Below are 26,352 nucleotides of genomic sequence, written 5' to 3'. Positions count from 1 at the left end.
CGGGAACCCGGTTATCAATCCGTCTGTGCGATACAGGACATGCGGAACGCGGTGAAAGTCAGGACAACACCTTAGCCGTAATCTTCTGCACTTGTTCTATTCTCGATTACGGCTCCGAACACAGTCATCACCCGGCATCGTTTATTCCTTACGCGAAGAGCGTATGACCAGGCATCCGGTGATGCAGTCGGTGTTTCGGGCGGTCGCGTTTTACTGACCGCTGGCTGGTCTGATTCACTACACAGACTGCGCCCGCCGATATTGCGCACATGCTTACCACAATCTTGTCAGCCAGTTCGGCATGCAAGCCTCGCTGAGCGGACGAGGAAACTGCTTCGACTACGCATCGATCAAATCATGTTGGGGCACGCTGAAGAGCGAGTCGTCCCGGCGTCGGTGGTTCGCAAGTCGGCAGCGGGCGCAGCAAGAGATCACGGAATACATCGAGATCTTTTATAACCGGCAGCGGACACAAGGGCAGCTTGACCATCTGTCTGCCGCGGTTTTCATGCAGCGTTTCTACCTGAGCAGGATCGCTGCTACAACCCGCAGGCGTCCGCGGATTGCGATCGACCTAATCGACTCTTCGTGCCATGAATCCACGCGATAAATCTACTACTGCGCCGCAACTCACCCGTCCTGCGCACGCGGCATACATCGACGGTTTGCGTGCGATCGCAGTGTTGTCGGTCATTGTTTATCACCTGTACTCGCGGTGGTTACCCGGCGGGCTTACCGGGGTCGACATCTTCTTCGTCGTTTCCGGGTTTGTTGTAAGCGCATCCGTTGGAAACCTCGAATCGATGCGGTTTTCGCGCTTTGTGTTTTATTTCTATGCGCGTCGAGTGCAGCGGATCGTGCCGGCGCTCGTGGTGTGCCTGCTGGTGACCGGTCTGTTTTCAGCGCTATTCATTCCAAATGCGTGGCTGAGCGATACCAACAAATACACCGGCTTCTTCGCTTTCTTTGGATTGAGCAATGTGGTGCTCGCGTTTATCGGTGACGACTATTTTTCGCCACGCGCCGAATTCAACCCGTACTTGCATACGTGGTCGCTTGGCGTGGAAGAACAGTTTTATCTGATCTTCCCGTTGCTTTTCTTCATGTGGGTGAGCAAACGTCCGAGAAAGACACTTTGCGTTGTTCTGTTCGCCGGCGGATTCGCTCTTTCCCTGTTGTGCGCATGGTGGCTTTCGAGGCGAAATGAAGGGCTCAATTTTTACCTGATTCCAGGGCGTTTCTGGGAATTGGCCGCCGGGATCGTGCTTTACCAGTTGCTCGCGCTCGCGAAGCGCCCGGTGGGAGTGATCGACCGCAATGGGACGCTGGGTTCGACGGCTCTGCTCGCTGGTTCGCTGCTGCTGCTGGCAGCCGGTTTCGAGCTCGTGCGCCCTGAGCAGCTTCCTTTTCCGGGAGCGCTGCTGCCGGTTGCCGGCACACTCGGCGTACTGTACGCGCTGCACGGAAGAGCGCCGGGGGATTGGCTGCACAAGCTGCTCATTTCGCGAGCGGTGACGTTCGTCGGCAAGATCTCATATTCGCTTTATCTCTGGCACTGGCCTGTAATCGTGCTGCTGCGCTGGACGACCGGGATCGACAGGCCGGTCTGGCGCGCGCTCGCGGCCGTACTGACTTTCGCGCTGGCGACCGCGTCCTGGTACTACGTCGAGAATCCCGCGCGGCGTTCGGCGCTCCTGAAAGGCATGCGGCGTCCCGCTGTCGTCGGGGTGGGCCTGGCTACGTTGACGGGCGGAGCGCTGCTCTGGGGCGGCATCCAGGTCGCCCAACTGAAACTGGATATGTCGCTCAGCGTGGTGTCGCAACGTGCCGACGACTGGTATCCGAGCCGCCCCCTCGAAGCCCGCGATGACGGATGTCTGGACACGTGGAACAGGACGAAGCTCAACGGGGGGCCCGTATGGACCTATTCACGTGCCGGATGTTCGCTTCCGGCGGCCTATCGCGGGCGCCTGTACGTGATCGGCGATTCGCACGCGATGGCCTACAACAGGATGTTGCGCGAATTCGCCCGGGATACTGGCGTGAAGGTCTTCGCGTACAACAATGGAGGCTGTCCGTTCATGGCGTTGCTGCCGCGCAAACAGGATGAGGTGGCGAGCTGTGCGCCGGGGATGGATGCGGCGCTCGCTCAGATCGAGGCGCAGGTCGGGCCCGGTGACGTGGTCTTCCTGCCTTCGCTGCGGCTGCCGCGTTTCTCCGACGAGTGGGCCCGCTTCGACGACTCGAGCGCGTGGGACTACATGTTCGGTCCAGAGGCCGTGCAAAGCCGGGTAGACGGCGTGCGAGAGGCCATTCCGATCTTGCGGAAACTGGCGGCCAAAGGGGCGAAGGTCGTCCTGGAGGGGCCGACACCCGAGTTTCGGAGTCAGCCGTTCCGATGCTCGGACTGGTTCAATCGCGACAATCCCATCTGTTCCGGCGGCGATCGCATCGCCCGCGCGGATCTGGAATCCTTGCGGGCGCCGGTGCTCGAATCCTACGCGCACATCGTGCGGGCGGTTCCCGAAGCTCAGGTATGGGACCCGTTGCCACTTCTGTGCCCGGATTCGGACTGCTTGACGCACACCGCCGACGGCCGGCCGCTCGTCTTCGATGGCGATCACCTCAGCGGCTATGCGAACAGGCTTCTGTTGCCGAGCTTCAAGCAACTTGTCAGCAAGCTGATGGAAGCGGGGCCCGCGAGCTGAGGCGGGCAAGCGTTCCCGCTCCGTTCCGCGGTCGGCCGCCGCAGCGGCTCCGTTCAGGCGCCGCGTCCGGCAATCCTTACACGACCGAAAAATCCAGCCGGCATCGGTAATCTGGTAGAAACCTTGTCGTCTATCGAATGTATGGTTAACACCAATTTAATCGTAAACGAACAAAAAGGAACATCTATCGGCATCGCGCCTCGCAACGCCTCATCCCGCCTGATTGCCTCGCCAGGCATCCGCAGCACCGGAGACGCATCAAAAGAACGGAGGGCGATTTGGTCTTGGAACTGGAGCGGGTGACAGTCGTTTCGGGCGCCCAGACCCATCTGTACGGCGTCGATCTGCGGCTCGTGCCCGGCGCGGTCAACGTGCTGCTGGGCCCGACGCAGGCGGGCAAAACCACATTGATGCGGGTGATGGCGGGGCTCGACCGTCCCGCTTCGGGCCGCGTGCTCGCCGACGAGCGCGACGTGACCGGTGTCAGCGTCCGCCAGCGCAATCTCGCGATGGTCTATCAGCAGTTCATCAACTATCCGGCGATGACGGTGTTCGACAACATCGCGTCGCCGCTCCAGCTTCAGAAGCTGCCCGCCGACGAAATCAAACGGCGCGTGCACGAAGTCGCCGCCAAGCTGCATATCGGTCATCTGCTCGAACGGCGTCCGGCGGAACTGTCCGGCGGCCAGCAGCAGCGCTGCGCGCTGGCGCGGGCGCTGGTCAAGCGCTCGTCGCTGGTGCTGCTCGACGAACCGCTCGTCAATCTCGACTACAAGCTGCGCGAGGAATTGCGCGTCGAACTGTCGACGCTGTTTGCGGACGGCAAAACCACGGTCGTCTATGCGACCACCGAACCGCTCGAAGCGCTGCTGCTCGGCGGCTACACGGCGATCGTCGACAAAGGGCGCGTGCTCCAATATGGGCCGACGCTCGACGTGTACAACGCGCCCGCCAATGTCGGCGTCGCCGCGGTGTTCAACGACCCGCCGATGAACATGCTGGCGAGCGAGCTGACCGCGAACGGCACCGCGCGCCTGCCGATCGGCATCGACGTGCCGCTCGAACGCGCCGGCAAGCAGGCCGCGTCCGGCGACGGCACGGTTCACATCGGCATCCGTCCGGGCCATCTGCGGCTCGCGCCGCGCACGCCGCACTCGGTCGCGGTGCCCTGCCGGCTTGAACTGGCCGAGCTGAGCGGCTCCGAAACCTACCTGCACCTGCGCACGCTGCAAGGCGGCGTCGCACTGGTCGCGCAACTGCAGGGCGTGCATCAGATCGAGCTGGGCACGCAACTCGACGTCTACATCGACCCCGACGAGCTGTTCGTATTCGACGCGGACACCAGGCTGCTGTACGGCCCGGAGGCGGCTCATGGCGCGCATTGAGTTCCAGAATCTCGCGCACGCGTACGCTCCGAACCCCGCCACGCTCGATGACTACGCGTTGCAGCCGATGAGCATGACGTGGGAAGACGGCGGTGCATATGCACTGCTCGGGCCGTCCGGCTGCGGCAAGACCACGCTGCTCAACATCGTTTCCGGACTCGTGCGGCCGTCGGAAGGCAAGGTGCTGTTCGACGGTCGCGACATCACCGCGCTCAGTCCGCGCGAACGCAACATCGCGCAGGTGTTCCAGTTCCCGGTGATCTACGACACGATGAGCGTGTTCGACAATCTCGCGTTTCCGCTGCGCAACCGGAAGATGCCGGAGCGCGACGTAAAGGTGCGCGTCCACGAGGTGGCGGAGCTGCTCGACATGACGCGCGAATTGACGCGCAAGGCGAACAATCTGTCGGCGGATGCGAAGCAGAAGATTTCCCTCGGACGGGGACTCGTGCGCAAGGACGTCGCCGCGATCCTGTTCGACGAACCCTTGACCGTGATCGACCCGCATATGAAGTGGGTGCTGCGCCGTCAACTGAAAAAGATCCACCATCAACTGAAGCTGACGCTGATCTACGTGACGCACGATCAGGTCGAGGCGCTGACGTTCGCCGACGAAGTGGTCGTGATGACGAACGGCCGCGTCGTGCAGAAGGGCGGTCCCGACGCGCTGTTTCTGCGGCCCGATCATACGTTTGTCGGCTATTTCATCGGCAGCCCGGGAATGAATCTGTGCCCGGTCGATCTGGACGCGGACGGTATCAGGCTCGGCACGCAGCGTCTGCAACTCGATCCCCACACACTCGATTTACTGAAGCACGCGAACGGCACGCTGACGCTCGGCATTCGCCCGGAGTTCGTGCGGGTCGTCAATCACGGCGAGCCGGGCGCGGTGCAGGCGGCGGTGGTGCGCGTGCAGCAACTCGGCAACTATCAACTGCTCACGGTGCAATGCGATAGCCAGACTCTGCGGGCCAAGATCGAACCGCATGTGCGGATCGACGAAGGTTCCGTCTGGCTGAAGCTGGCCACGCCGGACACCGTTTTCTTCAGCAACGACGAAAGGATCGCGCGATGAACAAGCCGGTCAACCAGAAGGCGTGGCTGCTGGTGATACCGGTGTTCATCTGCGTCGCGTTTTCCGCGATTTTGCCGCTGATGACGGTGGTGAACTACGCGGTGCAGGACATCATCAGTCCGACGCAGCATGTGTTCGTCGGCACCGAGTGGTTCCGCGCGATCATCAACGACGCCGACCTGCGCGGCGCGCTCGGGCGGCAGATCATTTTCTCCGCGTGCGTGCTGCTGCTGGAAATTCCGCTCGGCGTCGGCCTCGCACTGGCGATGCCCGCGTCGGGCTGGCGCGCGTCGGTCACGCTGGTCGTGCTTGCGATGCCGCTGCTGATTCCGTGGAATGTCGTCGGCACGATCTGGCAGATTTTCGGGCGTCCCGATATCGGTCTGCTCGGTTATACGCTGAACCGCATGGGCATCGACTACAACTACACGGCGAGCCCCGCCGCCGCGTGGATCACGGTGCTGGTGATGGACGTCTGGCATTGGACACCGCTCGTCGCGCTGCTCTGCTATGCCGGCTTGCGCGCGATTCCCGATGCGTTCTATCGCGCGGCGGAGATAGACGGCGCGAGCCGCTTCGCGGTTTTCCGCTATATCGAGTTGCCGAGAATGCGCGGCGTGCTGATGATCGCGGTGCTGCTGCGCTTCATGGACAGCTTCATGATCTATACCGAGCCGTTCGTGCTGACGGGCGGAGGGCCGGGCGATTCGACCACATTCCTGTCGCAGTACCTGACGCAAAAAGCGGTCGGGCAATTCGACCTCGGGCCGGCGGCGGCATTCTCGCTGATCTACTTCCTGATCATCCTGCTGCTGTGTTTCGTCCTTTACAACTGGATGGAGCGCGTCGGCAAAGGCGGCCCCGCAACGACGGGAGAAGAGCATGGGCAATAACCGCTGGATGCGAATCGTCGTGATGACGGTGTATATCGTGTTCTCGCTGTTCCCGCTCTACTGGATGCTGTCCATCTCGCTGCGGATGAACGAGGAGACCATGTCGGCGTTCGCGGTCTGGCCGCATCACGTGACGCTCGAGAATTACCGCGTGATCTTCACCGACCCGTCGTGGTACTGGGGCTATATCAACTCGATCATCTACGTGCTGATGAACACGGTGATGTCCGTGCTGGTCGCGCTGCCTGCCGCGTATGCGTTCTCGCGCTACCGGTTTCTCGGCGACAAGCACATGTTCTTCTGGCTGCTGACCAACCGGATGACGCCGCCCGCCGTGTTCCTGCTGCCGTTCTTTCAGCTTTATTCGAGCGTCGGTCTGATGGACACGTATATCGCGGTCGCGCTCGCGCACATGCTGTTCAACGTGCCGCTCGCGGTGTGGATACTCGAAGGTTTCATGTCGGGCGTGCCGAGCGAAATCGACGAAACCGCGTACATCGACGGCTATACGTTTCCCGCGTTCTTCGTGAAGATCTTTTTGCCGCTGATCCGTTCGGGCGTCGGCGTGACGGCGTTCTTCTGCTTCATGTTCAGCTGGGTCGAGCTATTGCTCGCGCGCACGCTGACCACGGTCAACGCGAAGCCGATCGCCGCGGTGATGACGCGCACGGTTTCGGCCGCGGGAATGGATTGGGGCGTGCTGTCGGCGGCGGGCGTGCTGACCGTCGTGCCGGGCGCGCTCGTCATCTACTTCGTGCGCAACTACATCGCGAAGGGCTTTGCGATGGGGAGAGTGTGATGCTGACGTGGATGTACTGGACGCCCGAAGTGGCGGTCTTTTTCGCGTGCATCGTGGTGATGCTCGCGGGGATGACCGTGTGGGAAATCCGCTCGCCGACCATCGAACGCAAAGGCTTCCTGCCGATCAGCACCACGCGCGGCGACCGGCTCTTTATCGGGCTGCTGATCGCCGCGTACATCAACCTCGCGTGGATCGGCATCAGCGCGGAAAACGCGAGCGCGTGGCCCGGTTTCGTGGTCTCGATGCTCGTCCTGCTCATCGTCATGTGGAAGGGTTGAACGGTTTTGCGATTCGAAGACTTGCGTATCTGGACAGACCGGTTCCGTTGATGCCCCTTGCGGACTCCGGCAGTTGGCCCAAGGGGTTCGGAGACACTGGAGGCAGCCATGCATCTGAGGAGACGGAGGCTCACGCTCGCCGTGGCAGGAATCGTCGCGGCGGGCTTTGTGAGCCACAGCGCGATCGCCGGCACGGCCGAAGCGCAGAAGTGGGTGGACAGCGAGTTCCAGCCGAGCACGCTGTCGAAGCAGCAGCAGATGGACGAGATGAAGTGGTTCATCGACACGGGCGCCAAACTGAAGGCGGCGGGCGTCAAGGAAGTGCACGTGGTGTCCGAAACGCTCGACACGCACATGTACGAATCGAAAACGCTGGCCAAGGCGTTCACCGAGATCACCGGCATTCCGGTCAAGCACGACATCATCCAGGAAGGCGACGTCGTCGAGAAACTGCAAACGTCGATGCAATCGGGCCAGAGCATTTACGACGGCTGGATTTCCGACTCGGATCTGATCGGCACGCACTATCGCTACGGCGTGATCATGCCGCTGTCCGACTATATGGCCGGCGAAGGCAAGCAGTACACGAACCCGGGGCTCGACGTGAAGGACTTCATCGGCACGAGTTTCACCACCGCGCCGGACAAGAAGCTCTATCAGTTGCCCGACCAGCAGTTCGCGAACCTCTACTGGTTCCGCGCCGACTGGTTCGCGCGCAAGGATCTTCAGGACAAGTTCAAGGCGAAGTACGGCTACGAGCTCGGCGTGCCGGTGAACTGGTCCGCGTATGAAGATATCGCGGAGTTCTTCACCAACGACGTGAAGACGATCGACGGCGAAAAGGTCTACGGCCATATGGATTACGGCAAGAAAGACCCGTCGCTGGGATGGCGCTTTACCGATGCGTGGCTGTCGATGGCGGGCGAAGCCGACAAGGGCATCCCGAACGGCCTGCCGGTCGACGAGTGGGGCATTCGCGTTACGCCGGACGGCTGTCACGCGGTGGGTGCGTCAGTCTCGCGCGGCGGCGGCACCAACAGTCCGGCGGCCGTTTTCGCGACCACGAAGTACATCGACTGGTTGAAGAAATATGCGCCGCCCGAAGCGTCCGGCATGACCTTCAACGAAGCGGGGCCGGTGCCCGCGCAAGGCCGGATTGCGCAACAGGTGTTCTGGTATAGCGCGTTCACCGCGTCGATGCTGCGGCCCGGCACCGTGACCAACGCGGACGGCACGCCGAAATGGCGGATGGCGCCGTCGCCGCACGGCCCGTACTGGAAGGAAGGCATGCAGAACGGCTACCAGGACGTCGGCTCGTGGACCTTCTTCAAGTCGACGCCGCCGAACCAGCGGGCTGCCGCGTGGCTGTACGCGCAGTTCGTCACGTCGAAGACGGTGTCGCTGAAGAAGTCGATTGTCGGGCTCACGTTCATTCGCGATTCCGACATTCACAGCGAGTTCTTCACGAAGAACGCGGACAAATACGGCGGGCTGATCGAGTTCTATCGCAGCCCGGCGCGCGTGGCGTGGACACCGACCGGCAACAACGTGCCCGACTATCCGAAGATGGCGCAACTCTGGTGGAAGAATGTCGCCACTGCCGTGGCCGGAGAGAAGACGCCGCAAGCCGCGATGGACAATCTCGCGAAGGAAATGGACCAGGTGTTGGCGCGTTTGCAGCGCGCGGGCATGAAAGTCTGCGCGCCCGAGTTGAACGCGGAAAGCGATCCGGCCAAATGGTTGTCGGATCAGCATGCGCCGTGGAAGAAGCTCGCCAACGAGAAGCCGAAGGGCGAAACGGTCAAGTACGAGGAGTTGCTCAGCGCGTGGAAACAGGGGAGGGTGCGGTAGCCGTAGACACGCCGGATCGTGCGGGAGGGATCGGCCAACATTGCACGCTGGCTTGATCCCAACCCTCAGGAACAGGAAATTCTGTCAGCCATACCTTTGATCATCTCCAGATAGAAAAAGTACCTCTTCCGATCGTCGGCAAATCTCATCCTCAAATGACGAACCAGTTGGTCTACCGTACCGGTAAAGTTGCGATACCGGCACATTACGCCGTCGTTGTGAGCATAGACGCTAACCAGTTCGCTATCGGGACCGACATCCGTTATCGACGTCACACCGCGATCCACGCTGTGAATAAGCCGACCTGCCATTAGCGCTTCTCCAGGATAGTGGTCGAATTTAAAAAAAGCCCCGTGGCCGAAAAGCATCACGGGGCTTTTTCTTATGCCTGCGCTGTCGACCGGCGATCAGTCTTCGGTCGGGATACTGCGGCCAAAGTGAGAGGCGAGAGCCGCGAACCCGCCCGAGATAACGAGCGGAATCGCGAAGCAGAGGAACGTGATCGGCAGCGACGTATTTGCCGCCAGAAGTGCGCCGCCGGCCAGCGGCCCGATGATTGCGCCACCACGGCCAATGCCCGCCATCCAGCCGATACCCGAGCTACGCAGGCGTGCCGGGTACAGTTGAGCCGCCAGCGAGTAGAACGCGCTGAAACCGCCGTACAGCGTAAAGCCGAGGCCGAACGCACTGATCAGGATGGCGGTCAGCGGCAAGGGCTGCGCGAAGATCATCATCAGCACCGCGCAGAAGACGAAGAAGATGGCGATCAGGTTACCGACCGGGCGACGAACAGCGAGCGCACCGATGATGATGTCGCCGCACACACCGCCCATGTTGACGAGCGAACCCGCCCAGATTGCATTCGTATGGCTCAGACCCGCGGCAACCGCGATCTTCGGAACCCAGCTGGCGACGAAATACAGAACGCCATAGCTGAGAAACGTTGCGATCCAGATCGCGAGCGTGGCATTGCGCAGCTTGGCACTCAGCACTTCCGCCGGCTTCGGCAGGTTACCGATCGTGCGTTGCGGCAGCACCGTAATCGCCGGCCAGTCCAGACGCTTACGCAGTGCATTGCTGCGTTCGAGCGCGCCCTTCGGTTGACGTACTTCGAGGAATGCCACCGATTCCGGCAGACAGAACGCAACGATCGGCACCGTGACAGCGGTGATCAAACCAGCACCGATGAACGTGGCTTGCCAGCCGAAAGCAGGGATCGCATAAATACAGACGATACCGGTCAGCACTGCGCCAATCGGATAACCCGCCTGGAAAATGCCGACCGCGACGGTGCGACGACCTTCCGGTGCGTACTCGCTAACGAGTGCCGCAACCGACGCGAGCAGCGTACCCAGACCGAGGCCCGCGATAAAGCGCGCGACGATGAACAGGTTCAGATCGTGCGTCAAGCCTGAGCCGAACGAGCCGAGCGCCATTGCGATGAGCGAGAACAGAACGATCGGACGACGACCCATCGTATCCGCGAACGGCGCGATACAGAGACAGCCGACGAGCATGCCGGCCATGCCCGCACTGAAGACCACGCCAAGCGTTGCGAAGCCGATGTGCCAATCCGCGGCCATTGCCGGTGCGGCGTAGGACATGACAAGCAGGTCCATCCCGTCGAGGCCGTTGATGAAGCTACAGATCGCGACCACGACTACCTGGAGGGTTGTCCAGTGCACCCGGTTGGTTCCCTGCTGGTTTTGTATGGAGACGGCACTCATAATTTTGACTCTGGAAAAGTTGTTTCAATACCCACCAGTAGTGGGCGCAAAATTCGGGGATAACGATTCAAAGATCCAAAACGAGTTTTGGGCTCGATGCACGCGAGCAGCAAGGCATGAATTGATCGTTGGCCGCCTTTTCTTCGTCCGTCAGATAGCTGTCACGGTGATCGGGGATCCCGTCGATTACCTTCGTGACACAGGTCCCGCAAATGCCCTGCTCGCACGAAACGGGAATCTCGATCCCTTCTTTGGCCAACGCTTCGGTTACGGTCTCCCCGTCGGGAATCACGAAGCTCTTACCGCTACGATTGAGGACGACCGTGAACTCTTCGCCGGCAGGCGCCGCTTCGGATCTGGAGAAGAATTCCTGGTGGAGCTGAGCGGGTGCGATATCCGCTGCCTGCGCCTCCTTGATCACCCAATCGATAAAGCCCGCGGGACCGCACACGTAGATATGGGTGTCCTTCGGCTGATTGGAGAACAGCTGCTTCGGATCGAACGCCGGGCCTTCACTGTCGAGATAGAGATTTGAGTTTCCGGACAATGCGCCGTCTTTCAACAGCTCGTGAAAAGCCATTCGCTCGGGAGACCGGCCGCAATAGTGCAGTTGAAAATTCCGGCCCAGCCCGGCAAGGCGGTGAGCCATCGACAACAGCGGCGTAATACCAATGCCGCCCGCGATCAGCAGCGTCGATCCGGCCTCCTCGACGAGCTTGAAGTTGTTCCGCGGACGGCTGATAGTCAGCACATCGCCAACCTGAAGGAGCTCGTGCACCGCCTCGGAACCACCGCGAGACTGCGGCTCTTTCAGAACCGCCAGTCGATAGGCGGAGTTGTCGGCGGGATTGCCATACAGGGAGTACTGTCGCACCAGGCCATTAGGCAGATGCACGTCTATGTGCGACCCCGCCTCGAATGCGGGCAGTTCATCGCCCTCGCGAGCCGACAGGTCGAACGAGACAATGGCTTCGGCCTCTGCGTGTTTGCGCATGAGCGTAACTTGCAGCGTTTGCTCGCCCACGTTACGCTCCCTGCGGAACAAAGTTAGCCGCGCTCCAGCCGCCATCGATCGTCAGCACGTGGCCATTCACATACCCGGATTCATCCGAGCAGAGGAACGCGATCACGTTGGCGACGTCTTCAGCCGTGCCCAGACGCGTGTACGGCGTCGTTTCGACCATCAGCTTGCGGAAGTATTCGCTGGTTTCCAGCCGGCCTTTCACCATGTCCGTCACGATGACGCCGGGGGCGACCGCATTGACACGGATACCCGTGGGACCATAGTCGGCAACCATCTGGCGCGTGAGGCCCATTAAAGCGGCCTTGGTCGCCGCATACGACGAGGCGTTCGGATTGCCCATCAGACCGAACGTCGAGGCGACGTTCACAATCGTGGCGCCAGCCTTCATGACACCGAGCGCTGCGCGCGTAAAACGGAACACGCTGCGCAGGTTGATGTTCATGAAGCGGTCGAATTCTTCGTCGGTCGTCAGGTGAACTGGTTTGGCGATCCCGATTCCCGCATTGTTGACCAACGCATCCACACGGCCAAACTTGTCCATTGCGGTGGCTATCGTCGTGTCAGGCGCGTCCGCCGAAGTCACGTCGAGTTCAAGAATTTCGACCTGATCGGGCGCTTCGCTCCTGAGCGTGGCCAACCCATCGGCCTGACGATCAACCGCCACCACCTTCACGCCATTACGCATCAAGCGCAGTGCAGTCGCACGTCCAATTCCCTGGGCCGCACCCGTAACGATTGCTACCTTGTCTTTCTCGCTATTCAACACTGCATTCATGTCTCCACCTGATATCAGAAAAACAGATTTAGATGTGTTCGGGCGAAGTTGATTGGAATTTTATGGCGCGCCCAAATAGACGGATTACTCATGAGCATGACTAATGAGTACCGTCGTAGATCTTATCCAGACACTTCTCTCTTATGCCTTTTCAGCCTCGAGCATTTTCTCGAGCATCCGGTGAAGCTGAATGTAGCCGCGGTCAATGCCGATCACGCTCTGCGGCGGCAGGTTCCCTTGCTCAACGCGCGCCTGGATACCTTCGACCACCTCGATATCCTCCGCGAAAGCGGCGATGCCTTGCTGTCGCAGCTTTTCCTTCACTTGCTCATCGCCGACGCCGACGTTGGTGACGAGGAACCAGAAGTAGTGCGTGGTACTTTCGGTTTCCGGGGTCATGAAATCGAAACCACGAATGCTGTAGACCTTGCGTTCGTCGCCTTCCGGGACAGCCGGCGCCTCAGTGAGCGTATCTTCTTTCATCACGACACTCTTCCAGTCGCCGGTCTCGACCACGCCGGTTTCAATGACGCACAGCGACGGCGGCGACACGCGATAGACCTGATAGCGGTCCATCTTTTCCGGCAGATCGGCCTTTATCGTGCGGAAGATCGGCGGCACGTTCGCCTTCGGAACCATGCGGCTCACGGTCACGAAGCCGTTATGGCTTGCCGTATCGACCGGGTATTCCGCTTCGTTACCCGAAGAAAAAATGGTCGGGTGAACGAACGGCACGTGCGACGGGTCGAGCAGGTTGTCGAGCATCAGCTTGTAGCTGCCCTTGTAATAGATACGCTCGCCTTTGATCTGGTGCCACTGATCGGTGCGCAACTGCGGGATGTCGATAATCTTTTCCGGATCCGCAAGTTCCGGATCGCCCATCCAGATCCACAGCCAGCCCCAGCGCTCGACCATCGGAAAGGAGCGGACCTTGGCCGATTTCGGAATCTGTTCCTGACCCGGGATGCGTTCGCATTTTCCGGAACAGCCGAACACCATCCCGTGATAGCCGCACTGGATGGAGTCGCCCTTGAGCACCCCTTTCGACAGCGGGTAGTAGCGGTGGGGACACGCGTCTTCCAGCGCAACCGGCTCGCCTTTCTCGGTCCGGTACATGACGACCGGCGTGTTCAGGAATTTGCGGGACATCAGTTCCCGGGTGACTTCCTCAGCCCATGCGGCGACATACCATGTATTTTTGACAAACATTTCGTTATACCCGGGGATCGTGAATCAGATTAGAGATTGCTGGTCGACAGACTCTCTTGCCCCGCGTCCAGCATATGCGAGAGCATGTCCAGGCGCGGATGCATGGGCTTCGCATAGGCCGTGCGGCTTTGCGTGAGGCGCAGGGCGAGCATTGATTCCGCGATCTTGTAGCTCAGCGGGCCCGGGTTGATGATCGGAACCGGCAGACGCGATTGCAGCCATCCGTGCGACTGATGCATCGTGGTCGAGCCGAGAATGAGCACGTCCGCGCCATCCTCTTCGACAGCGCGAAGAGCCGCCTTCTCCAGAAGCGGGAAGACGTCCTCTTCCTTGCCGGAAAGCAGATTCTGGTTATCGGGCGTCACTTCGATCGCGCGGACGGAAGCGCATTTGTGATGCAGGCCGAGTTCATCCAGCGCTTTCTTGTAGAGCGGCTTCCAGCGGCTGGCCATTGTGAGGACCGAGAATTTATCCCCGAGCATGAGTGCGGTGAGCATCGACACTTTTCCCGGCCCGAACACCGGAATGTCGAGCACCGAACGCAGGGCCGCAACGCCCGAATCGCTCATGGTGTCGATACACACGGCATCGAATCCTTCTTCCTGTGCGCGGCAACCGGCCTCGAAGTTCGCGACATCGGCGAGCGCGAAATCGTGGTGGCTGGAGTAGTTCATCGGGCCGGCTTTGACCGCCCGGTACTCGAAACGAATGTCGTCGCCGAATTGCAGGCCCTGCAACTGCGACTCACGAAGAAGCAGGTTGTCGGCGGACATGGCGAAAGGCACGACCACGAGAACGCGGCGCACACGCTTTTCGGAAGAGGGCGTCATGGAAGAGTGGGAAATGAAGTATTCGATATGGAGAGGATCAGGGGCGACCCCGTACTGGTCTATCCGGCCAATACGGGGCGCCAACCCTGTCCGCAATTCAGGGACTCAGGCGGGCTGCTGGCCCTTCCACGCATCGAGAATCTCGCTGCCGGTCGCGGACCAGACGCCGCGATGGCGCATGATGTGCTCCAGCGCTTCTTCGAGTGCGCGGATGCGATACGGCTGACCGATCACCCACGGATGGAGCGAAATCGCCATCACGCGACCATTGTCCGGGCGCGCTTCGCGATACAACACGTCGAACTGGTCGATCAGCTGATCGCGGAAGTCGTCCTCGGTGTGATGGTTCTGCACCAGAATGGTCGTGTCGTCGATGTCGATCGGGTGCGGCATCGCATGCAACGTTCCCGCGCGCGTGTTCATCGCATACGGCATATCGTCGTTAACCCAGTCGCAAACATAATCGACGCCTGCCTCACGCAACAGATCAGGCGTGTTCCACGATTCCGACTTGGCCGGCGACAGCCAACCGCGTACTTTCTGACCACTTGCTTTGCGCAGAATCTCCAGCGATTGCTGAATGAGCGCGCGTTCGTCTTCTTCGGCAAGGCCGCCGTGGTGGAGATGGTCCATGTCCAGCCCGTTGGCGATGATTTCCCAGCCGCGCTCGACGCACGCCTTGACCAGCGCGGGGTAACGCACGGCCACAGCCGCATTCATGGCCGCGCTCGCGCGAATCCCATGTTGCTCCAGCGCCTTCATGATGCGGAAAATACCGACTCGATTGCCGTAGTCGCGCAGCGTGTAATGGCGCAGGTCGGGGTAAGCCGTCTGCATCGCACCGGGCGGCTTGAACGGCTGTCCCTTCATGTCGAGCGGAAACCACTCCAGAGCGGGAATCACCCACAGCGCGACGCGGGCATCATTGGGCCACGCGACGCCCGGACGATCGGGCAACATGGACCAGTCATAGCGCTGGTGGTCCATGCCGTACTTGCGCAGCGGATATTCGAGATGTTCCTGCGGCAGTGAGCTCATGGGGCTTCTCCGACTGCGTGAGCGGCCTTTGCGAAGGCGTCGTAATAGTGTTCGTTGTAGTACTGCGCGATTTCGCGACCGGTGGCGAGCCACACCTTGTCGTGGCTCGTGATGTACTGCAGCGCTTCTTCGAAGGCCGCGAGACGATACGGCTGGCCGATCAGATAGGGGTGCAGAGGAATGCACATCACCGTGCCCGATTCCTCACCCTCGCGATAGAGGCGATCGAACTGTCGCTTGATGATGTCGCCATAGCGGCGCGGAGAGACCTGATTGACGTTGTAGACAATCGTGTCGTTCATCTCCAGCGAATACGGAATGCTCGCGAGTCGGCCCTTGCTCGTTTTCACCGGCCCCGGTTGATCGTCGTGAAACAGGTCGCACACATAGGTGAGACCCATTTCCGCGACCAGATCGAGCGTGCGATCCGTGTAGGTCAGCGCGGGCGAGAGCCAGCCGTCGAGTTTTTGCCCCGTGTGCTTGCGGATGGTGTCGATCGAGTCCTGGATGACAGCGCGTTCCTGTTCCTCGCTCATACCCATCATGTAGCGCGTGTTGTACGTGCCGTGCGAATAGAACTCCCAGCCGTTCTCGGCGCAAGCGGCGATCACTTCCGGGTGGTGTTCACACATGGCGACGTTCAGAGAGACGCTGCCTCGCATGTTGCAGCGCTTCATCACGTCCAGCATGCGCCAGAAGCCCACGCGGTTGCCATAGTCGCGGTAGGAGTAGTTCTGAATATCCGGCGCCGGACGCGACCAGGCGCCACGGGACGGATTACGCGGTGGATTGAGTTCGTAGAACTCGACATTGGGCGCGACCCAGAAAGCGACACGCGCACCGCCAGGCCAGCGGATCTGCGGTCGGTTCTCATAGGGCAGGTAATCGTAGAAAGCGGGATCGCGCTTCATCATTCACCCTTTGCCGGAATTTTGGCAATCTGCTCCAGCACTTCGGCCACGGGCAGAACATCGGCGTATTTCACGGCCATGTCGTACAGGTTGGCGAAGTGCGGGCTTTCATGCTTGTCGGCCACGCACTCTTCGGGAACGATGGTGCGGAAGCTGCGTTGCAAGCTGTCGATCACCGTGGCGCGCACGCAACCAGAGGTCGAGCCGCCCGTGACGATCACGGTGTCCACGCCGTGGAACGTGAAAATCGAAGACAGATTGGTTTCGAAGAACGCCGAGGCCATGCGCTTGTTGACGATGATGTCCCGCTTACGATCGATCACCAGGCGGTCATCGAATTCGGAGCGGCGGCTATCGACCTTGATGTTCTGCAGCGAGTCGGGCGTGTTGCTGCGCGTGCCCCAGATCCCGCAGTCTTCGCCCGATTCCATATAAGCGACATAAGTCCACACGACCGGAAAGCCTTTCGCGCGGAATGCCGCGGCGAGTTGATTCGTGTATTCCATCTGCTTCGGATCGGTCTCGTAGGCCGTCGCGAATTCACCGACGCTGGTATAGGCCTTCTGCGGATCCACGTTAATCAGCGCGGGCATGCGGCCAAAGCCGAAACGCTTGCGCGTGGGGTTTGCCTTGAACTCGGCGAACAGTTGACGGGCGGTCTTATCGGAAGATTGCATGCGTAGGTTCTCGAAGGTTTGTACAGGACGCCTGATAGACAGAGCGCATGAAGATCACATTGCCGCATGTTGTGCGTGCATTATTATTCTGTCAATAGAACATTTACCTGAGGCGCATCACGTTGGCGTTGTGCGGTCATCTAATGTTGCGGGATTTCAAGCTGCATTTCGTGCCCGGATATTTCCTGAAGGGCAGCCGATGCATCATCGATCAGCCGGGCGGCGCAGCATCTCCAGCCAGCTCGCGAAGCTGGCTTCATCGCCGCACTTTGCATCGCCCAGGGTCAGCGTGCTGTTGAGCAGCGCATCGGCATGCGAACGCGGCCAGACTCGTTCGCACAAGTCGAGGAACTTGTTTTCCAGTTCGCGGGTGGTGTAGGGCGACGTGTCATCGCCGCGATTGACGCCGACTTCGGCTTCGTGAATCTGGCCGTTGCTGTCGAATACGCGAACCCGCGCAGGGCGTTCCTGCGGCAGTCGTGCCGTCATCGACGGATCTTCGACGACGGATACCCTGGAAGCCAGGGCGAGCACATCCGGATTGCGAATCGCGTCCTGCGTGAAACTGGACAGACCGCTGCTGCCGTTGACGATGCGTGTGGCTACTGCGAACGGCACCGAGAACTTGGCGCCGAGTGTGTTACGAGGTGCGGGATCGGTGAGTTCGGCCGCGTACTTGTAGGTCGTTACTTCGATCGACGAAATATCGGCTGCCGCCGGGAGGGTGCCGCGTTCGGCAAGAATGTCGAGTGCATCCAGCGTGCCATGGTTGTACCGGCAGCACGAATGCAGCTTGAAGTAGTTCTGCATGAGGTGCCATTCTTCGCGTATGCCGCGAAGCAGCTTGACCCGGTCGTAATGCTCCGAAACGATCTCGCCGAACAGGGACGCGGGGCCATCTGCTTCACCCTGAAAACCGCACAGCACGAGTTGTGCGGCCAGCAGCCCGTTGCTATTCGAGAGGCCGGCATAGAGGTTGCGGACCAGTCCACCTTGCAGCATCGTTTTCTTTGACGTGGCGATGGTCATCGACGACGCCACGTTCAGGCTCTCGCGCACAGTGCCGGCATCGGCGCCGAGCGCACGCGCGCTACCCGCCGCGGCGCCGAGCGTGCCCCACGTTCCGTGCACATGCATAGCGTCACGCAACCGCACCGCGGCACCAAAACGTGAGCCGATTTCGTAGCCGACGGCCAGAGCCGCGAGAAAGCGATGTGCGTCAGCGCCCTGGGTTTCGCTTGTTGCGAGCACGGCGGGAAGCACATGGATGGACGGATGACCACGCGAAAACCGATTGCCCTCATCCATTTCCAGGAAGGTTCCGGCGGTTCCGTTAATCAATGCGGCTTCCATCGGACTGGCCTTTGCGCCCAGGCCCACCAGCGTCGCCCCGTTTCCGCGGGAAACGCGTTGCGCCATCGCGCGCAGTTCGGGCTCGGCCGAGCCGCCGACGATCGCGCCTAAAGTGTCCGCAAGTACCCAGCCCAGTTGTTGGCGCACATCTTGAGGGAGGTTTGCGTATTGCAGATCGGCACCGAACGTGCCGAGTTGATCGAGATACTCCATGTCGTCTCCTCGCTGATATAGATGAATCCAGGCGGTTGTTGCTTGACAGTCTAGCAACAATGTCCTATCGTTGGAACAATAAACTTTTATTCAGCGGTTCATGAAATCACGCGACCCGAACGAACTCGGGCGCGACCCGAAACTGCACAAGAATTACTTGGGACTCAGAGTGAAACGCACCACACAAGCGCGCTCTTCGCAGGCCGTAACGGCAAAATCAGCAGCGGGCTCAATGCCGCTCCCGAAATACCACCAGATCTACCTTGTCCTGCGTCAGCAACTGGACGAGGGTCTGTATGTCGATGGCGTTCCGCCTGAAGTCGAACTGGCGCAACGGTTTGGCGTCGGTCGCGTAACCGTGCGACGCGCGTTGGAGCAACTGGTCAACGAAGGCCTGATTATTCGCGAGGCGGGGCGCGGCACGTGGCCGGCTCCGCGTAGCGAACAGCAGGAGGCGGCGGCACAAGGCGATCACCCGAATCTGAGGCTGGGCGGCCTGCTGAACAACATCGTCCAGGCGAGCCGGAAGACCTCCATCAAGGTGCTGGAATGGAGCGTGATTCACGCTTCGCCCGCACTTGCTCAGGCGTTACAGATTGCCGAAGGCGCCAGCGTGCGAAAGATCGTGCGCGTCCGTAGCACGAATGCCGGCCCTGTATCGTTTATCACCAGCTATTTGCCTGTCGAGCGTGCAACGGGTTTCACACGTGCCGACGTAGCGCGCCGGCCGGTTCTCGAGCTGCTGGAGGAATCTGGCGTGGAATGGGGGCGTGCGCGTCAGACGATCTCCGCGAGTCAAGCCGATGCAACGGTTGCGACCGAGCTGGACGTCTCAATCGGCGCGGCGCTGCTATCGGTGCGTCGACTGGTGTACGACAGCAACGATCAGCCCGTGCAGTTGCTTCACGGTCTGTATAGGCCGGACCGTTACGAGTATCAAATGGAATTGACCCGATTGGGTGACATCGATGCCCGCGTCGTAGAGAGCGAAATATCGCCATAAAGCAGTTAATGTAAATCAGGATCGGGCATCTATCAGGATGCCCGCGAGAAGCACTACCGACCACATCGAACGCTTTTGATTCATATGACTCTTCCTGCCACGTTGGCCCAGAAGTTAATCGCCCGGGCCAGCGGCCGTTCCCATGTGACACCGGGCGAAATCGTAAACTGCAAAGTTGATCTCGCGATGTTCCATGATTCATCAGGGCCGCGTCGCCTGAAACCCATGCTGGAAGAATTGGGCGCCCAGGTATGGGACAAATCGCGGATCGTCCTCGTCATGGATCATTACGTGCCTGCTCGCGACGAAGATTCCCTCCGTATCGTGCGTATTGCGCGGGACTGGGCCGCTGAGCAAAAACTGCCTAATGTCTACGATAGTGAAGGCATCTGCCACGTGGTGCTTCCGCAGAAGGGGCACATTCGGCCTTCCATGTTCTGTGTCGGTGGCGATTCGCATTCGCCTACGGGCGGCGCATTCGGTGCATATATGTTCGGTGTCGGAAGTACCGAAATGCTCGGCGTCGTGGTCACCGGAGAAATCTGGGTGCGTGTTCCGCAGACCATTCGCATGCAGTGGGATGGACGCTTGCCGGCCGGTGTGACCGCCAAGGACATGGCGTTACATATGATTGCCCGCTTCGGGATGAATGGCGGGAAGTATCAAGCAATTGAGTTCTGCGGCGAGGCGGTGCGTGCGCTGTCGATGCAGGAGCGCATGACGTTATCGAATATGAGTGCGGAGATGGGCTCTCAGGTGGGACTCATCGCACCTGATGAGACCACGCGCGAGTGGCTGCGCGGTGTCGGTGTGGATCAGGTCGAAATCGATCAGTGGCAAACCGACGAGGGCGCCGACGCGACGACGCACCGTTTCAATGCCGCCGAACTGACGCCTCAGGTGGCGGCTCCTCATAGCCCGGCCAACACCCGTCCGGTCGATGCTTATCAGGATGTGGCCGTGCAAGCGGCCTATATCGGTGCTTGTACCGGTGCCAAACTCGACGATCTGCGCGCCGCGGCAAAAGTTCTGGCTGGTCAGCGCGCAGCGGCCGGCGTACGGCTACTCGTTGCGCCGGCCAGCATTCAGGATCAGCAACAGGCCGAGGCAGAAGGCGTGATGGAAGTACTGCGGCAGGCAGGCGCCGAAGTGCTGCCCACCGCGTGTGGGGCGTGTTCAGGTTATGGCGGCAGCATCCCCGACAACGCAAACGTGATTGCGACGACGGCCCGCAATTTCAAGGGGCGTATGGGATCGGCAAGCGCTCAGGTGTACCTGGCATCTCCCTATACCGTTGCCGCATCGGCCTTGCGAGGCCGCATCACTGACCCGCGGGAGTTGCTGGCATGAGTACGAACAATATTCAGAATGCGCGGGTTTGGGCGGTGGGCCCGGACATCGATACCGACCAGCTGGCTCCCGGCGCATACATGAAGTTAGGCCTGGAAGGCATTGCGCCTCATTGTCTGGAAGTGGTTCGCCCGGAATTCGCCGCGCAGGTGCGTCCGGGAGACGTCATCGCGGCGGGTCCGAACTTCGGTATCGGTTCTTCCCGTGAACAGGCGGCGGGTGCGCTCGTGCGACTCGGCGTGCGAGCGGTTATCGCGCCATCGTTTAACGGCCTGTACTTCCGCAACGCATTCAACTTGGGACTCCTGCTGATTACGTGTGCGGATGCCGGTCTGTTGCGCGATGGTGAAACCGTGGACCTGAGTCTCGACGGGACGAGTCCCGTGGTGCATCGCGCAGATGGCCAAACCCTGGACTGCGAGCCCATCCCCGCATTTCTGCTTGAAATGGTGGCTGCTGGCGGTCTGCTCAATCAACTGCGGGCGCGCTTTGGCAAAGCCCCGAGTGAACTCTGAAATGACATTCAATTTTTCTGAACATCCCGCACGTATTGTCCGCGCTTCCCAGATGCCAGAGGAGACGCCTGTCGTTCCCGCAGTCATTGTCGGCTCAGGTGCCTGTGGTCTGACTTCAGCCATTCGACTTCGCGAAGCCGGCATTGATTGTCTGCTGCTGGAACGCGATTCCGTGCCCAGCGGCTCGACCGCACTGTCTTCGGGGTTCATTCCGGCGGCGGAGACGCGGCTTCAGCGGGAGTTGGGCATCGAGGACTCGCAAGTCCTGTTCGCGGAGGACGTGACGGAGAAGGCCCATGGACAAGCTGCGCCTCATCTGGTTCAGGCCTATACGCGCGGCGTAACCGAAGCGATTGACACGTTCGAGCGTCTCGGCGTCAAGCTTGAAATTCTCGACGGTTTTCTCTATCCGGGCCACCGCGCACGGCGTATGCATACGACGCCCGAGCGCACGGGCGCGGCGTTGATGGCGTGTCTGGAACGTACCGCTACAACCGCCGGCGCAGACGTGTTGGTGGAATCGGTCGTGCGTGAACTCTGGCTCGATGAGAACGATCGGGTCCTGGGTGTCGGCTACGCATCGCCGGACGGCACGATCGCCTATGTCGCGTGCGAACTTCTGATCCTGGCCTGCAACGGCTTCGGCGGTAATACCGCGATGGTGCGAGAACTTCTTCCGGCCATGGGTGAGGCCACGTTCGCCGGTCATACCGGCAATGACGGCTCAGCGATCGCATGGGGCAAAGCTCTCGATGCGCGACTTGCAGACCTTGGAGGCTACCAGGGGCACGGTTCCTGGATCACGCCCCAAGGCGCGCTGATGACGTGGGCCGTGATGATGGAAGGCGGCGTGCAGATCAATGCACGTGGCGAGCGCTTCCACAACGAGAACAATGGCTATTCCGAAGCCGCGACCGGCGTGCTCGCTCAGCCCGGTACCGTCGCCTGGAATGTCTTCGATGAACCGGTGCTGGCACTCGCTCGCACATTCCCCGACTACGTTGAAGCAGAGAAGGCCGGCGCACTGCGCACCGCAAAGGATGTTCCGGAACTGGCGGCGCTGATCGGTTGCGACGTGGAAACGCTGCAGAAAACGCTCGATGGAATCGCGAACGGTGTTACGGACTCCTTCGGTCGCACTTTCAAGCGTCCGCTGCAAGGCCCGTACTACGCCGTGAAGGTGACGGGCGCGCTGTTCCATACACAAGGTGGCCTCGACGTCGATGCGCAATGTCGTGTGCTCCGTGAGGACGGCTCGCCGTTCCCGAATCTGCTGGCTGCCGGTGGTGCTGCGCGCGGCGTATCGGGCAATGAGGTATGGGGTTACCTGTCCGGCAACGGTCTGCTCAGCGCCGTTGGTGGCGGCTGGGTGGCTGGCGCGACGGCTGCGGCACAAATCGAGGGCTGAACATCATGACAAACAAAAACTTGAAAGAGCAACTGCGTGGGAATGAGGCGGTGCTCGCCCCCGGTGTCTATGACGCGTTCACTGCGCTGATTGCCGAGCAGGCGGGCTTCGGTGCGCTTTATCTGTCGGGCGCATCGATCGCTTATACGCGTTTGGGCCGCTCGGATATAGGCCTGACGACCGCGACTGAAGTGGCCGACACCTTGGCGCGTATCACCGAGCGCGTTACCACACCCGTTATCGTGGACGGCGATACGGGCTTTGGAAACGCACTCAACACTCAGCGCACCGTACGGGCGTTCGAGCGTGCAGGTGCCGCGATGATCCAGCTTGAAGATCAGACCTTCCCGAAGCGCTGCGGTCATCTGAATGGCAAGGGGGTTATTCCGGCAGCCGAGATGTGCGGCAAGCTGCGCGCGGCTCTCGATGCCCGTCATTCGGAGCAGACCCTGATCCTCGCTCGCACCGATGCATTGGCTGTCGAAGGCTTCGAGGCAGCATTGGAGCGTGCCGAGGCCTATCTGGCCTGCGGTGTGGACGCACTTTTCATCGAGGCACTACGTACTCCCGAGCAGATGAAGGCGGCTTGCGAACGGTTTGCACACCGCGTTCCTCTGCTGGCGAATATGGTCGAAGGCGGAAAGACGCCGGTGAAGAGTGCGGACGAATTGAGTTCAATCGGCTTTCGGATCGTGATTTTCCCAGGAGGCACCGCGCGTGCGGCGGCTTTTATGTTGCGCGACTACTATGGCAGCCTGCGTCAGGAACGTACTACTCTGCCCTGGCGCGATCGTATGCTCGATTTCGATTCACTCAACGAAATGATTGGAACTCCGGAATTGATGGCGCTCGGACAAAAATACGAGAACGGGCTCTGACATAGATTTGAATTGCGAGATGGTGCTGTTCGGGTGCCATCTCCTTGCCTATCTCCCGGCCTGGACGCATCGAAGCCGGTGAGGATCGAAAAAATATCTCGTTGAAATGATACGTTTCAATATGGCGTAATCCTGATAGATAGGATAACGAATGTTGCTTTAATCACATTTATTTGCAGTACTAAAACTAACTAAACGATACTCTGGAGACGCAGGATGAAGAAGTTGGCTTTGGCGGTGTTGGGCGTAGTACCCTTGTTGGCGAATGCTCAATCGTCGGTGACACTCTACGGTATTCTGGATGAGGGGATCCATTTCCAGAATAACGTAGCAGGCGGAAAAAAAGTTTCGATGGACTCGCTGTCGGGTCCGTTCGGCAGCCGTTGGGGTCTCACGGGCGCGGAGGATCTCGGCGGCGGTATTCAAGCCATTTTCACCCTCGAATCCGGTATCAATATACCCACCGGGCAGTCGGCGCAGGGCGGAACCCTGTTCGGTCGTCAGGCGTTCGTCGGGGTTAAGAGTGCGCAGTACGGTAGCGTGACCTTGGGTCGTCAATACGACATGGTTTTCTATTTTCCGGAGTTTCTCGCCGGATATGCGCTGATGGGTGGCCCGACTTCAGTGCACCCGGGGGATCTGGATAACGCGGCAAACACGGTTCGCTGGAACAATACTGTTCGCTACATGAGCCCGTCATTTGGCGGTTTCACGTTCGGCGGCTTGTACAGCCTCGGCGGTGTCCCGGGTGACTTCACGTCGCAAAGTGGTTATTCGGTAGGCGCAGGCTATGCGAACGGCGGATTCAAGGTCGCCGCGGCATACCAGTTCTTCAAGAATCCGACGGCTACCGCCGGAAAAGGTTTGTTTACCGATAACCAGAGCGGTGTGTCGAATCTGACGGGTTCGCTGAACTCGGGGTATCAGGTCGCTCAGTCGTACCAGGTAGCGATGATCGCGGCCAACTACGCGATCACCGACAAGTGGACGGTTGCCGGCTCATATTCGAACACTGAATATGGAAATCTCGGTGCCAGTTTTCTCAAAAACGCGGCGAAATTCCATAATTTCGATATCGCAATCTCGTACAAGTTCACGCCGTTTCTTTCGTCCGGACTTGCATACGACTACCTGAAGGGTACGGCTGTCGGGAAAACAGGCAATAGCAACTTGGGCAACCAGCATTACAATCAAATCTCGTGGGCGACGAACTATGTTCTGTCGAAGCGTACCGAGGTTTACGGCGCTATTGGTTACCAGATCGGCTCGGGGACAAACTCGCTCGGGCAGAGCGCGGTGGCTAATATCAGCAGTCTCGGCGACTCCTCCACGAACAAGCAGGTGCTCGTTCGACTCGCTATGCGTCATCGCTTCTAAATTGAAAGCCGCTTAATGCGAATTTTCATTTGGAGCGGCGAGGTGATGTAACAGTCAGCATAATCTGTCGCCCCTGACGGCCCAGTCTGGAGTTAATCGGATCTGGGCTGTTTTATTTTATTCATTTTAGTTAATTGAAATGAATTATGGAATTTGAGAAAAATATAAATATCATTGTCCCATCATATTATTAATATAACAATATTGAAGTTTTTTTGGCCGCGGCTATACTGGGATGCCTGACCCTATGTTGCTGTTCTCATCGGCGGAGGGGATGTGGATATCAAACGTTATGGGTATATCGCGGGCTTACTGATGCTTCTCACCGGCCCCGTCTTCGGTCAGACGAATGAGCCGAACGTGCCGCAAACGGCCTTACAGCAGCAACCGCTTTCCCGGTCAGAAGTTAGACAACAGTTCGTGGATCTATGGTCAGTGGGATATCGGCCAGCAGAGCCCGCTCCGTGGTACCCACACGATATTCAGGAGGCCCAACGACGCGTGGCCTGCAAACGCGGAGAGCAACAGGCGGGAGCCGCTGAAGCTGAATGGATACGTCGCTGCAATATCAACGTTCCGATTAACAACATCACCATCGGCCGCTAATGGCTGTGTAAATCAATCGCGTGTAGAGTTATTGGAGAAAGTAGCGTACGCGCCGAACACTCGGAAAGCGTTGGCTGAGCTGATTGAAGCGGCTGGGCAGAAGCGAAGGAAGATGTGCGGTGCCGAGAGAATTGATCGGCGATCGACGCTGCGAGGGCGAAAAATCCGCAGATCGTGAGCGATGGCGGCGGGGTGCTCTGCAAGACGCTTGGGTTTTCGGCGAGCAAGGGCAGGGCCGAAATCTCGTCTTGCAGAATCGACCCTCGCTCTACAGAAGTCAGCCGAGTTCCTTGGCGAGTTCCGGCACGACGGTGAACAGATCGCCGACGAGGCTGTAATCCGCGACGCTGAAAATCGGCGCTTCTTCGTCCTTGTTGATCGCGACGATGACCTTCGAGTCCTTCATCCCGGCCAGATGCTGGATCGCACCCGAGATGCCGACCGCGACATACAACTGCGGTGCGAC

The 26,352-nt window shown here is 59.8% G+C and carries 25 protein-coding genes; 15 read left to right on the top strand and 10 right to left on the bottom strand.

Annotated features, from left to right (window positions below; all coding sequences use genetic code 11):
- The first annotated feature begins 301 nt into the window (after positions 1–301).
- The 8 genes from BTH42_RS10315 (at position 302) to BTH42_RS10280 (ending at position 8,992) form a co-directional block, all read left to right on the top strand.
- The gene (locus BTH42_RS10315) at positions 302–610 is read left to right on the top strand and encodes an IS3 family transposase (protein ID WP_075298753.1); all 309 of its coding nucleotides are present in this window, start codon (positions 302–304) and stop codon (positions 608–610) included.
- A complete protein-coding gene (locus BTH42_RS10310; protein ID WP_075298750.1) occupies positions 594–2,708 on the top strand; it encodes an acyltransferase family protein in 2,115 nt (704 codons plus the stop codon). Before BTH42_RS10315 ends, BTH42_RS10310 begins: the two co-directional genes overlap by 17 nt.
- Positions 2,709–2,986: 278 nt before the next feature.
- Entirely contained in the window at positions 2,987–4,093 is a 1,107-nt protein-coding gene (locus BTH42_RS10305; RefSeq protein ID WP_075298747.1) for an ABC transporter ATP-binding protein, read from the top strand.
- On the top strand, positions 4,080–5,168 hold the full coding sequence (locus tag BTH42_RS10300; protein WP_075298744.1) for an ABC transporter ATP-binding protein: 1,089 nt from the start codon (positions 4,080–4,082) through the stop codon (positions 5,166–5,168). Before BTH42_RS10305 ends, BTH42_RS10300 begins: the two co-directional genes overlap by 14 nt.
- On the top strand, positions 5,165–6,061 hold the full coding sequence (locus BTH42_RS10295) for a carbohydrate ABC transporter permease (RefSeq protein ID WP_075298741.1): 897 nt from the start codon (positions 5,165–5,167) through the stop codon (positions 6,059–6,061). The genes BTH42_RS10300 and BTH42_RS10295 overlap by 4 nt, the downstream gene beginning before the upstream one ends.
- Positions 6,051–6,860, top strand: coding sequence for a carbohydrate ABC transporter permease (locus BTH42_RS10290; protein ID WP_075298738.1), 810 nt, complete (start codon positions 6,051–6,053; stop codon positions 6,858–6,860). The genes BTH42_RS10295 and BTH42_RS10290 overlap by 11 nt, the downstream gene beginning before the upstream one ends.
- Positions 6,860–7,141 (top strand): DUF2160 domain-containing protein, encoded by a 282-nt coding sequence (locus tag BTH42_RS10285; RefSeq protein WP_075298735.1) that lies wholly within the window; start codon positions 6,860–6,862, stop codon positions 7,139–7,141. The genes BTH42_RS10290 and BTH42_RS10285 overlap by 1 nt, the downstream gene beginning before the upstream one ends.
- Positions 7,142–7,249: 108 nt before the next feature.
- Positions 7,250–8,992, top strand: a complete 1,743-nt coding sequence (locus tag BTH42_RS10280; RefSeq protein ID WP_075298733.1) for an ABC transporter substrate-binding protein — start codon at positions 7,250–7,252, stop codon at positions 8,990–8,992.
- 407 nt (positions 8,993–9,399) lie between these two features.
- Here BTH42_RS10280 and BTH42_RS10270 read toward each other — a convergent pair whose 3' ends face one another.
- The 9 genes from BTH42_RS10270 to BTH42_RS10230 all read right to left on the bottom strand — a co-directional run bounded on the left by BTH42_RS10270 (position 9,400) and on the right by BTH42_RS10230 (position 18,749).
- Positions 9,400–10,719, bottom strand: a complete 1,320-nt coding sequence (locus tag BTH42_RS10270) for an MFS transporter (RefSeq protein ID WP_075298727.1) — start codon at positions 10,717–10,719, stop codon at positions 9,400–9,402.
- 67 nt (positions 10,720–10,786) lie between these two features.
- A complete protein-coding gene (locus BTH42_RS10265) occupies positions 10,787–11,743 on the bottom strand; it encodes a PDR/VanB family oxidoreductase (protein WP_075298724.1) in 957 nt (318 codons plus the stop codon).
- A gap of 1 nt (position 11,744) precedes the next feature.
- A complete protein-coding gene (locus BTH42_RS10260; RefSeq protein ID WP_075298721.1) occupies positions 11,745–12,518 on the bottom strand; it encodes an SDR family NAD(P)-dependent oxidoreductase in 774 nt (257 codons plus the stop codon).
- Between the two features lie 141 nt (positions 12,519–12,659).
- Entirely contained in the window at positions 12,660–13,727 is a 1,068-nt protein-coding gene (locus BTH42_RS10255; protein ID WP_075298718.1) for an aromatic ring-hydroxylating dioxygenase subunit alpha, read from the bottom strand.
- 29 nt (positions 13,728–13,756) lie between these two features.
- Positions 13,757–14,557, bottom strand: coding sequence for an aspartate/glutamate racemase family protein (locus tag BTH42_RS10250; RefSeq protein WP_218642000.1), 801 nt, complete (start codon positions 14,555–14,557; stop codon positions 13,757–13,759).
- A 105-nt stretch (positions 14,558–14,662) separates the two neighbouring features.
- On the bottom strand, positions 14,663–15,595 hold the full coding sequence (locus BTH42_RS10245) for a polysaccharide deacetylase family protein (protein WP_075298712.1): 933 nt from the start codon (positions 15,593–15,595) through the stop codon (positions 14,663–14,665).
- On the bottom strand, positions 15,592–16,509 hold the full coding sequence (locus tag BTH42_RS10240) for a polysaccharide deacetylase family protein (RefSeq protein ID WP_256701930.1): 918 nt from the start codon (positions 16,507–16,509) through the stop codon (positions 15,592–15,594). Before BTH42_RS10240 ends, BTH42_RS10245 begins: the two co-directional genes overlap by 4 nt.
- The gene (locus tag BTH42_RS10235) at positions 16,506–17,099 is read right to left on the bottom strand and encodes an isochorismatase family protein (protein WP_256701929.1); all 594 of its coding nucleotides are present in this window, start codon (positions 17,097–17,099) and stop codon (positions 16,506–16,508) included. The genes BTH42_RS10240 and BTH42_RS10235 overlap by 4 nt, the downstream gene beginning before the upstream one ends.
- A gap of 288 nt (positions 17,100–17,387) precedes the next feature.
- Positions 17,388–18,749, bottom strand: coding sequence for an MmgE/PrpD family protein (locus BTH42_RS10230; protein WP_075298707.1), 1,362 nt, complete (start codon positions 18,747–18,749; stop codon positions 17,388–17,390).
- Between the two features lie 232 nt (positions 18,750–18,981).
- Here BTH42_RS10230 and BTH42_RS10225 point away from each other — a divergent pair, with 232 nt between their 5' ends.
- The 7 genes from BTH42_RS10225 (at position 18,982) to BTH42_RS34760 (ending at position 25,886) form a co-directional block, all read left to right on the top strand.
- Positions 18,982–19,752 (top strand): GntR family transcriptional regulator, encoded by a 771-nt coding sequence (locus BTH42_RS10225; RefSeq protein WP_075298704.1) that lies wholly within the window; start codon positions 18,982–18,984, stop codon positions 19,750–19,752.
- An 84-nt stretch (positions 19,753–19,836) separates the two neighbouring features.
- Positions 19,837–21,102 (top strand): 3-isopropylmalate dehydratase large subunit, encoded by a 1,266-nt coding sequence (locus BTH42_RS10220; protein WP_075298701.1) that lies wholly within the window; start codon positions 19,837–19,839, stop codon positions 21,100–21,102.
- Entirely contained in the window at positions 21,099–21,617 is a 519-nt protein-coding gene (locus BTH42_RS10215) for a 3-isopropylmalate dehydratase (protein WP_075298698.1), read from the top strand. Before BTH42_RS10220 ends, BTH42_RS10215 begins: the two co-directional genes overlap by 4 nt.
- Before the next feature lies 1 nt (position 21,618).
- Entirely contained in the window at positions 21,619–23,025 is a 1,407-nt protein-coding gene (locus BTH42_RS10210; protein WP_083654725.1) for an FAD-dependent oxidoreductase, read from the top strand.
- Positions 23,026–23,030: 5 nt separating this feature from the next.
- The gene (locus BTH42_RS10205; RefSeq protein ID WP_075298692.1) at positions 23,031–23,903 is read left to right on the top strand and encodes an oxaloacetate decarboxylase; all 873 of its coding nucleotides are present in this window, start codon (positions 23,031–23,033) and stop codon (positions 23,901–23,903) included.
- Between the two features lie 216 nt (positions 23,904–24,119).
- Positions 24,120–25,280 carry a porin gene (locus BTH42_RS10200; RefSeq protein ID WP_075298689.1) on the top strand — a complete coding sequence of 387 codons (1,161 nt, stop codon included), beginning with the start codon at positions 24,120–24,122 and terminating at the stop codon, positions 25,278–25,280.
- Positions 25,281–25,556: 276 nt separating this feature from the next.
- Positions 25,557–25,886, top strand: a complete 330-nt coding sequence (locus BTH42_RS34760) for a DUF4148 domain-containing protein (protein WP_143752005.1) — start codon at positions 25,557–25,559, stop codon at positions 25,884–25,886.
- Positions 25,887–26,163: 277 nt separating this feature from the next.
- Here BTH42_RS34760 and BTH42_RS10195 read toward each other — a convergent pair.
- A partial coding sequence (locus tag BTH42_RS10195) for an electron transfer flavoprotein subunit alpha/FixB family protein (protein ID WP_218641999.1) occupies positions 26,164–26,352 on the bottom strand: 189 nt, incomplete at its 5' end.

The sequence above is a fragment of the Burkholderia sp. SRS-W-2-2016 genome (genome assembly GCF_001931485.1).
Lineage (GTDB): Bacteria > Pseudomonadota > Gammaproteobacteria > Burkholderiales > Burkholderiaceae > Paraburkholderia.
This window is presented reverse-complemented; position numbering and strand designations above follow the sequence as displayed.

Excerpts from the sequence above, each read along its gene's own strand:
- BTH42_RS10315 (WP_075298753.1), top strand. The coding sequence starts at position 302 with ATGCAAGCCTCGCTGAGCGGACGAGGAAACTGCTTCGACTACGCATCG.
- BTH42_RS10310 (WP_075298750.1), top strand. The coding sequence starts at position 594 with ATGAATCCACGCGATAAATCTACTACTGCGCCGCAACTCACCCGTCCT.
- BTH42_RS10300 (WP_075298744.1), top strand. The coding sequence starts at position 4,080 with ATGGCGCGCATTGAGTTCCAGAATCTCGCGCACGCGTACGCTCCGAAC.
- BTH42_RS10295 (WP_075298741.1), top strand. The coding sequence starts at position 5,165 with ATGAACAAGCCGGTCAACCAGAAGGCGTGGCTGCTGGTGATACCGGTG.
- BTH42_RS10290 (WP_075298738.1), top strand. The coding sequence starts at position 6,051 with ATGGGCAATAACCGCTGGATGCGAATCGTCGTGATGACGGTGTATATC.
- BTH42_RS10285 (WP_075298735.1), top strand. The coding sequence starts at position 6,860 with ATGCTGACGTGGATGTACTGGACGCCCGAAGTGGCGGTCTTTTTCGCG.
- BTH42_RS10280 (WP_075298733.1), top strand. The coding sequence starts at position 7,250 with ATGCATCTGAGGAGACGGAGGCTCACGCTCGCCGTGGCAGGAATCGTC.
- BTH42_RS10270 (WP_075298727.1), bottom strand. The coding sequence starts at position 10,719 with ATGAGTGCCGTCTCCATACAAAACCAGCAGGGAACCAACCGGGTGCAC.
- BTH42_RS10260 (WP_075298721.1), bottom strand. The coding sequence starts at position 12,518 with ATGAATGCAGTGTTGAATAGCGAGAAAGACAAGGTAGCAATCGTTACG.
- BTH42_RS10255 (WP_075298718.1), bottom strand. The coding sequence starts at position 13,727 with ATGTTTGTCAAAAATACATGGTATGTCGCCGCATGGGCTGAGGAAGTC.
- BTH42_RS10250 (WP_218642000.1), bottom strand. The coding sequence starts at position 14,557 with ATGACGCCCTCTTCCGAAAAGCGTGTGCGCCGCGTTCTCGTGGTCGTG.
- BTH42_RS10245 (WP_075298712.1), bottom strand. The coding sequence starts at position 15,595 with ATGAGCTCACTGCCGCAGGAACATCTCGAATATCCGCTGCGCAAGTAC.
- BTH42_RS10240 (WP_256701930.1), bottom strand. The coding sequence starts at position 16,509 with ATGATGAAGCGCGATCCCGCTTTCTACGATTACCTGCCCTATGAGAAC.
- BTH42_RS10235 (WP_256701929.1), bottom strand. The coding sequence starts at position 17,099 with ATGCCCGCGCTGATTAACGTGGATCCGCAGAAGGCCTATACCAGCGTC.
- BTH42_RS10230 (WP_075298707.1), bottom strand. The coding sequence starts at position 18,749 with ATGGAGTATCTCGATCAACTCGGCACGTTCGGTGCCGATCTGCAATAC.
- BTH42_RS10225 (WP_075298704.1), top strand. The coding sequence starts at position 18,982 with ATGCCGCTCCCGAAATACCACCAGATCTACCTTGTCCTGCGTCAGCAA.
- BTH42_RS10220 (WP_075298701.1), top strand. The coding sequence starts at position 19,837 with ATGACTCTTCCTGCCACGTTGGCCCAGAAGTTAATCGCCCGGGCCAGC.
- BTH42_RS10215 (WP_075298698.1), top strand. The coding sequence starts at position 21,099 with ATGAGTACGAACAATATTCAGAATGCGCGGGTTTGGGCGGTGGGCCCG.
- BTH42_RS10210 (WP_083654725.1), top strand. The coding sequence starts at position 21,619 with ATGACATTCAATTTTTCTGAACATCCCGCACGTATTGTCCGCGCTTCC.
- BTH42_RS10205 (WP_075298692.1), top strand. The coding sequence starts at position 23,031 with ATGACAAACAAAAACTTGAAAGAGCAACTGCGTGGGAATGAGGCGGTG.
- BTH42_RS10200 (WP_075298689.1), top strand. The coding sequence starts at position 24,120 with ATGAAGAAGTTGGCTTTGGCGGTGTTGGGCGTAGTACCCTTGTTGGCG.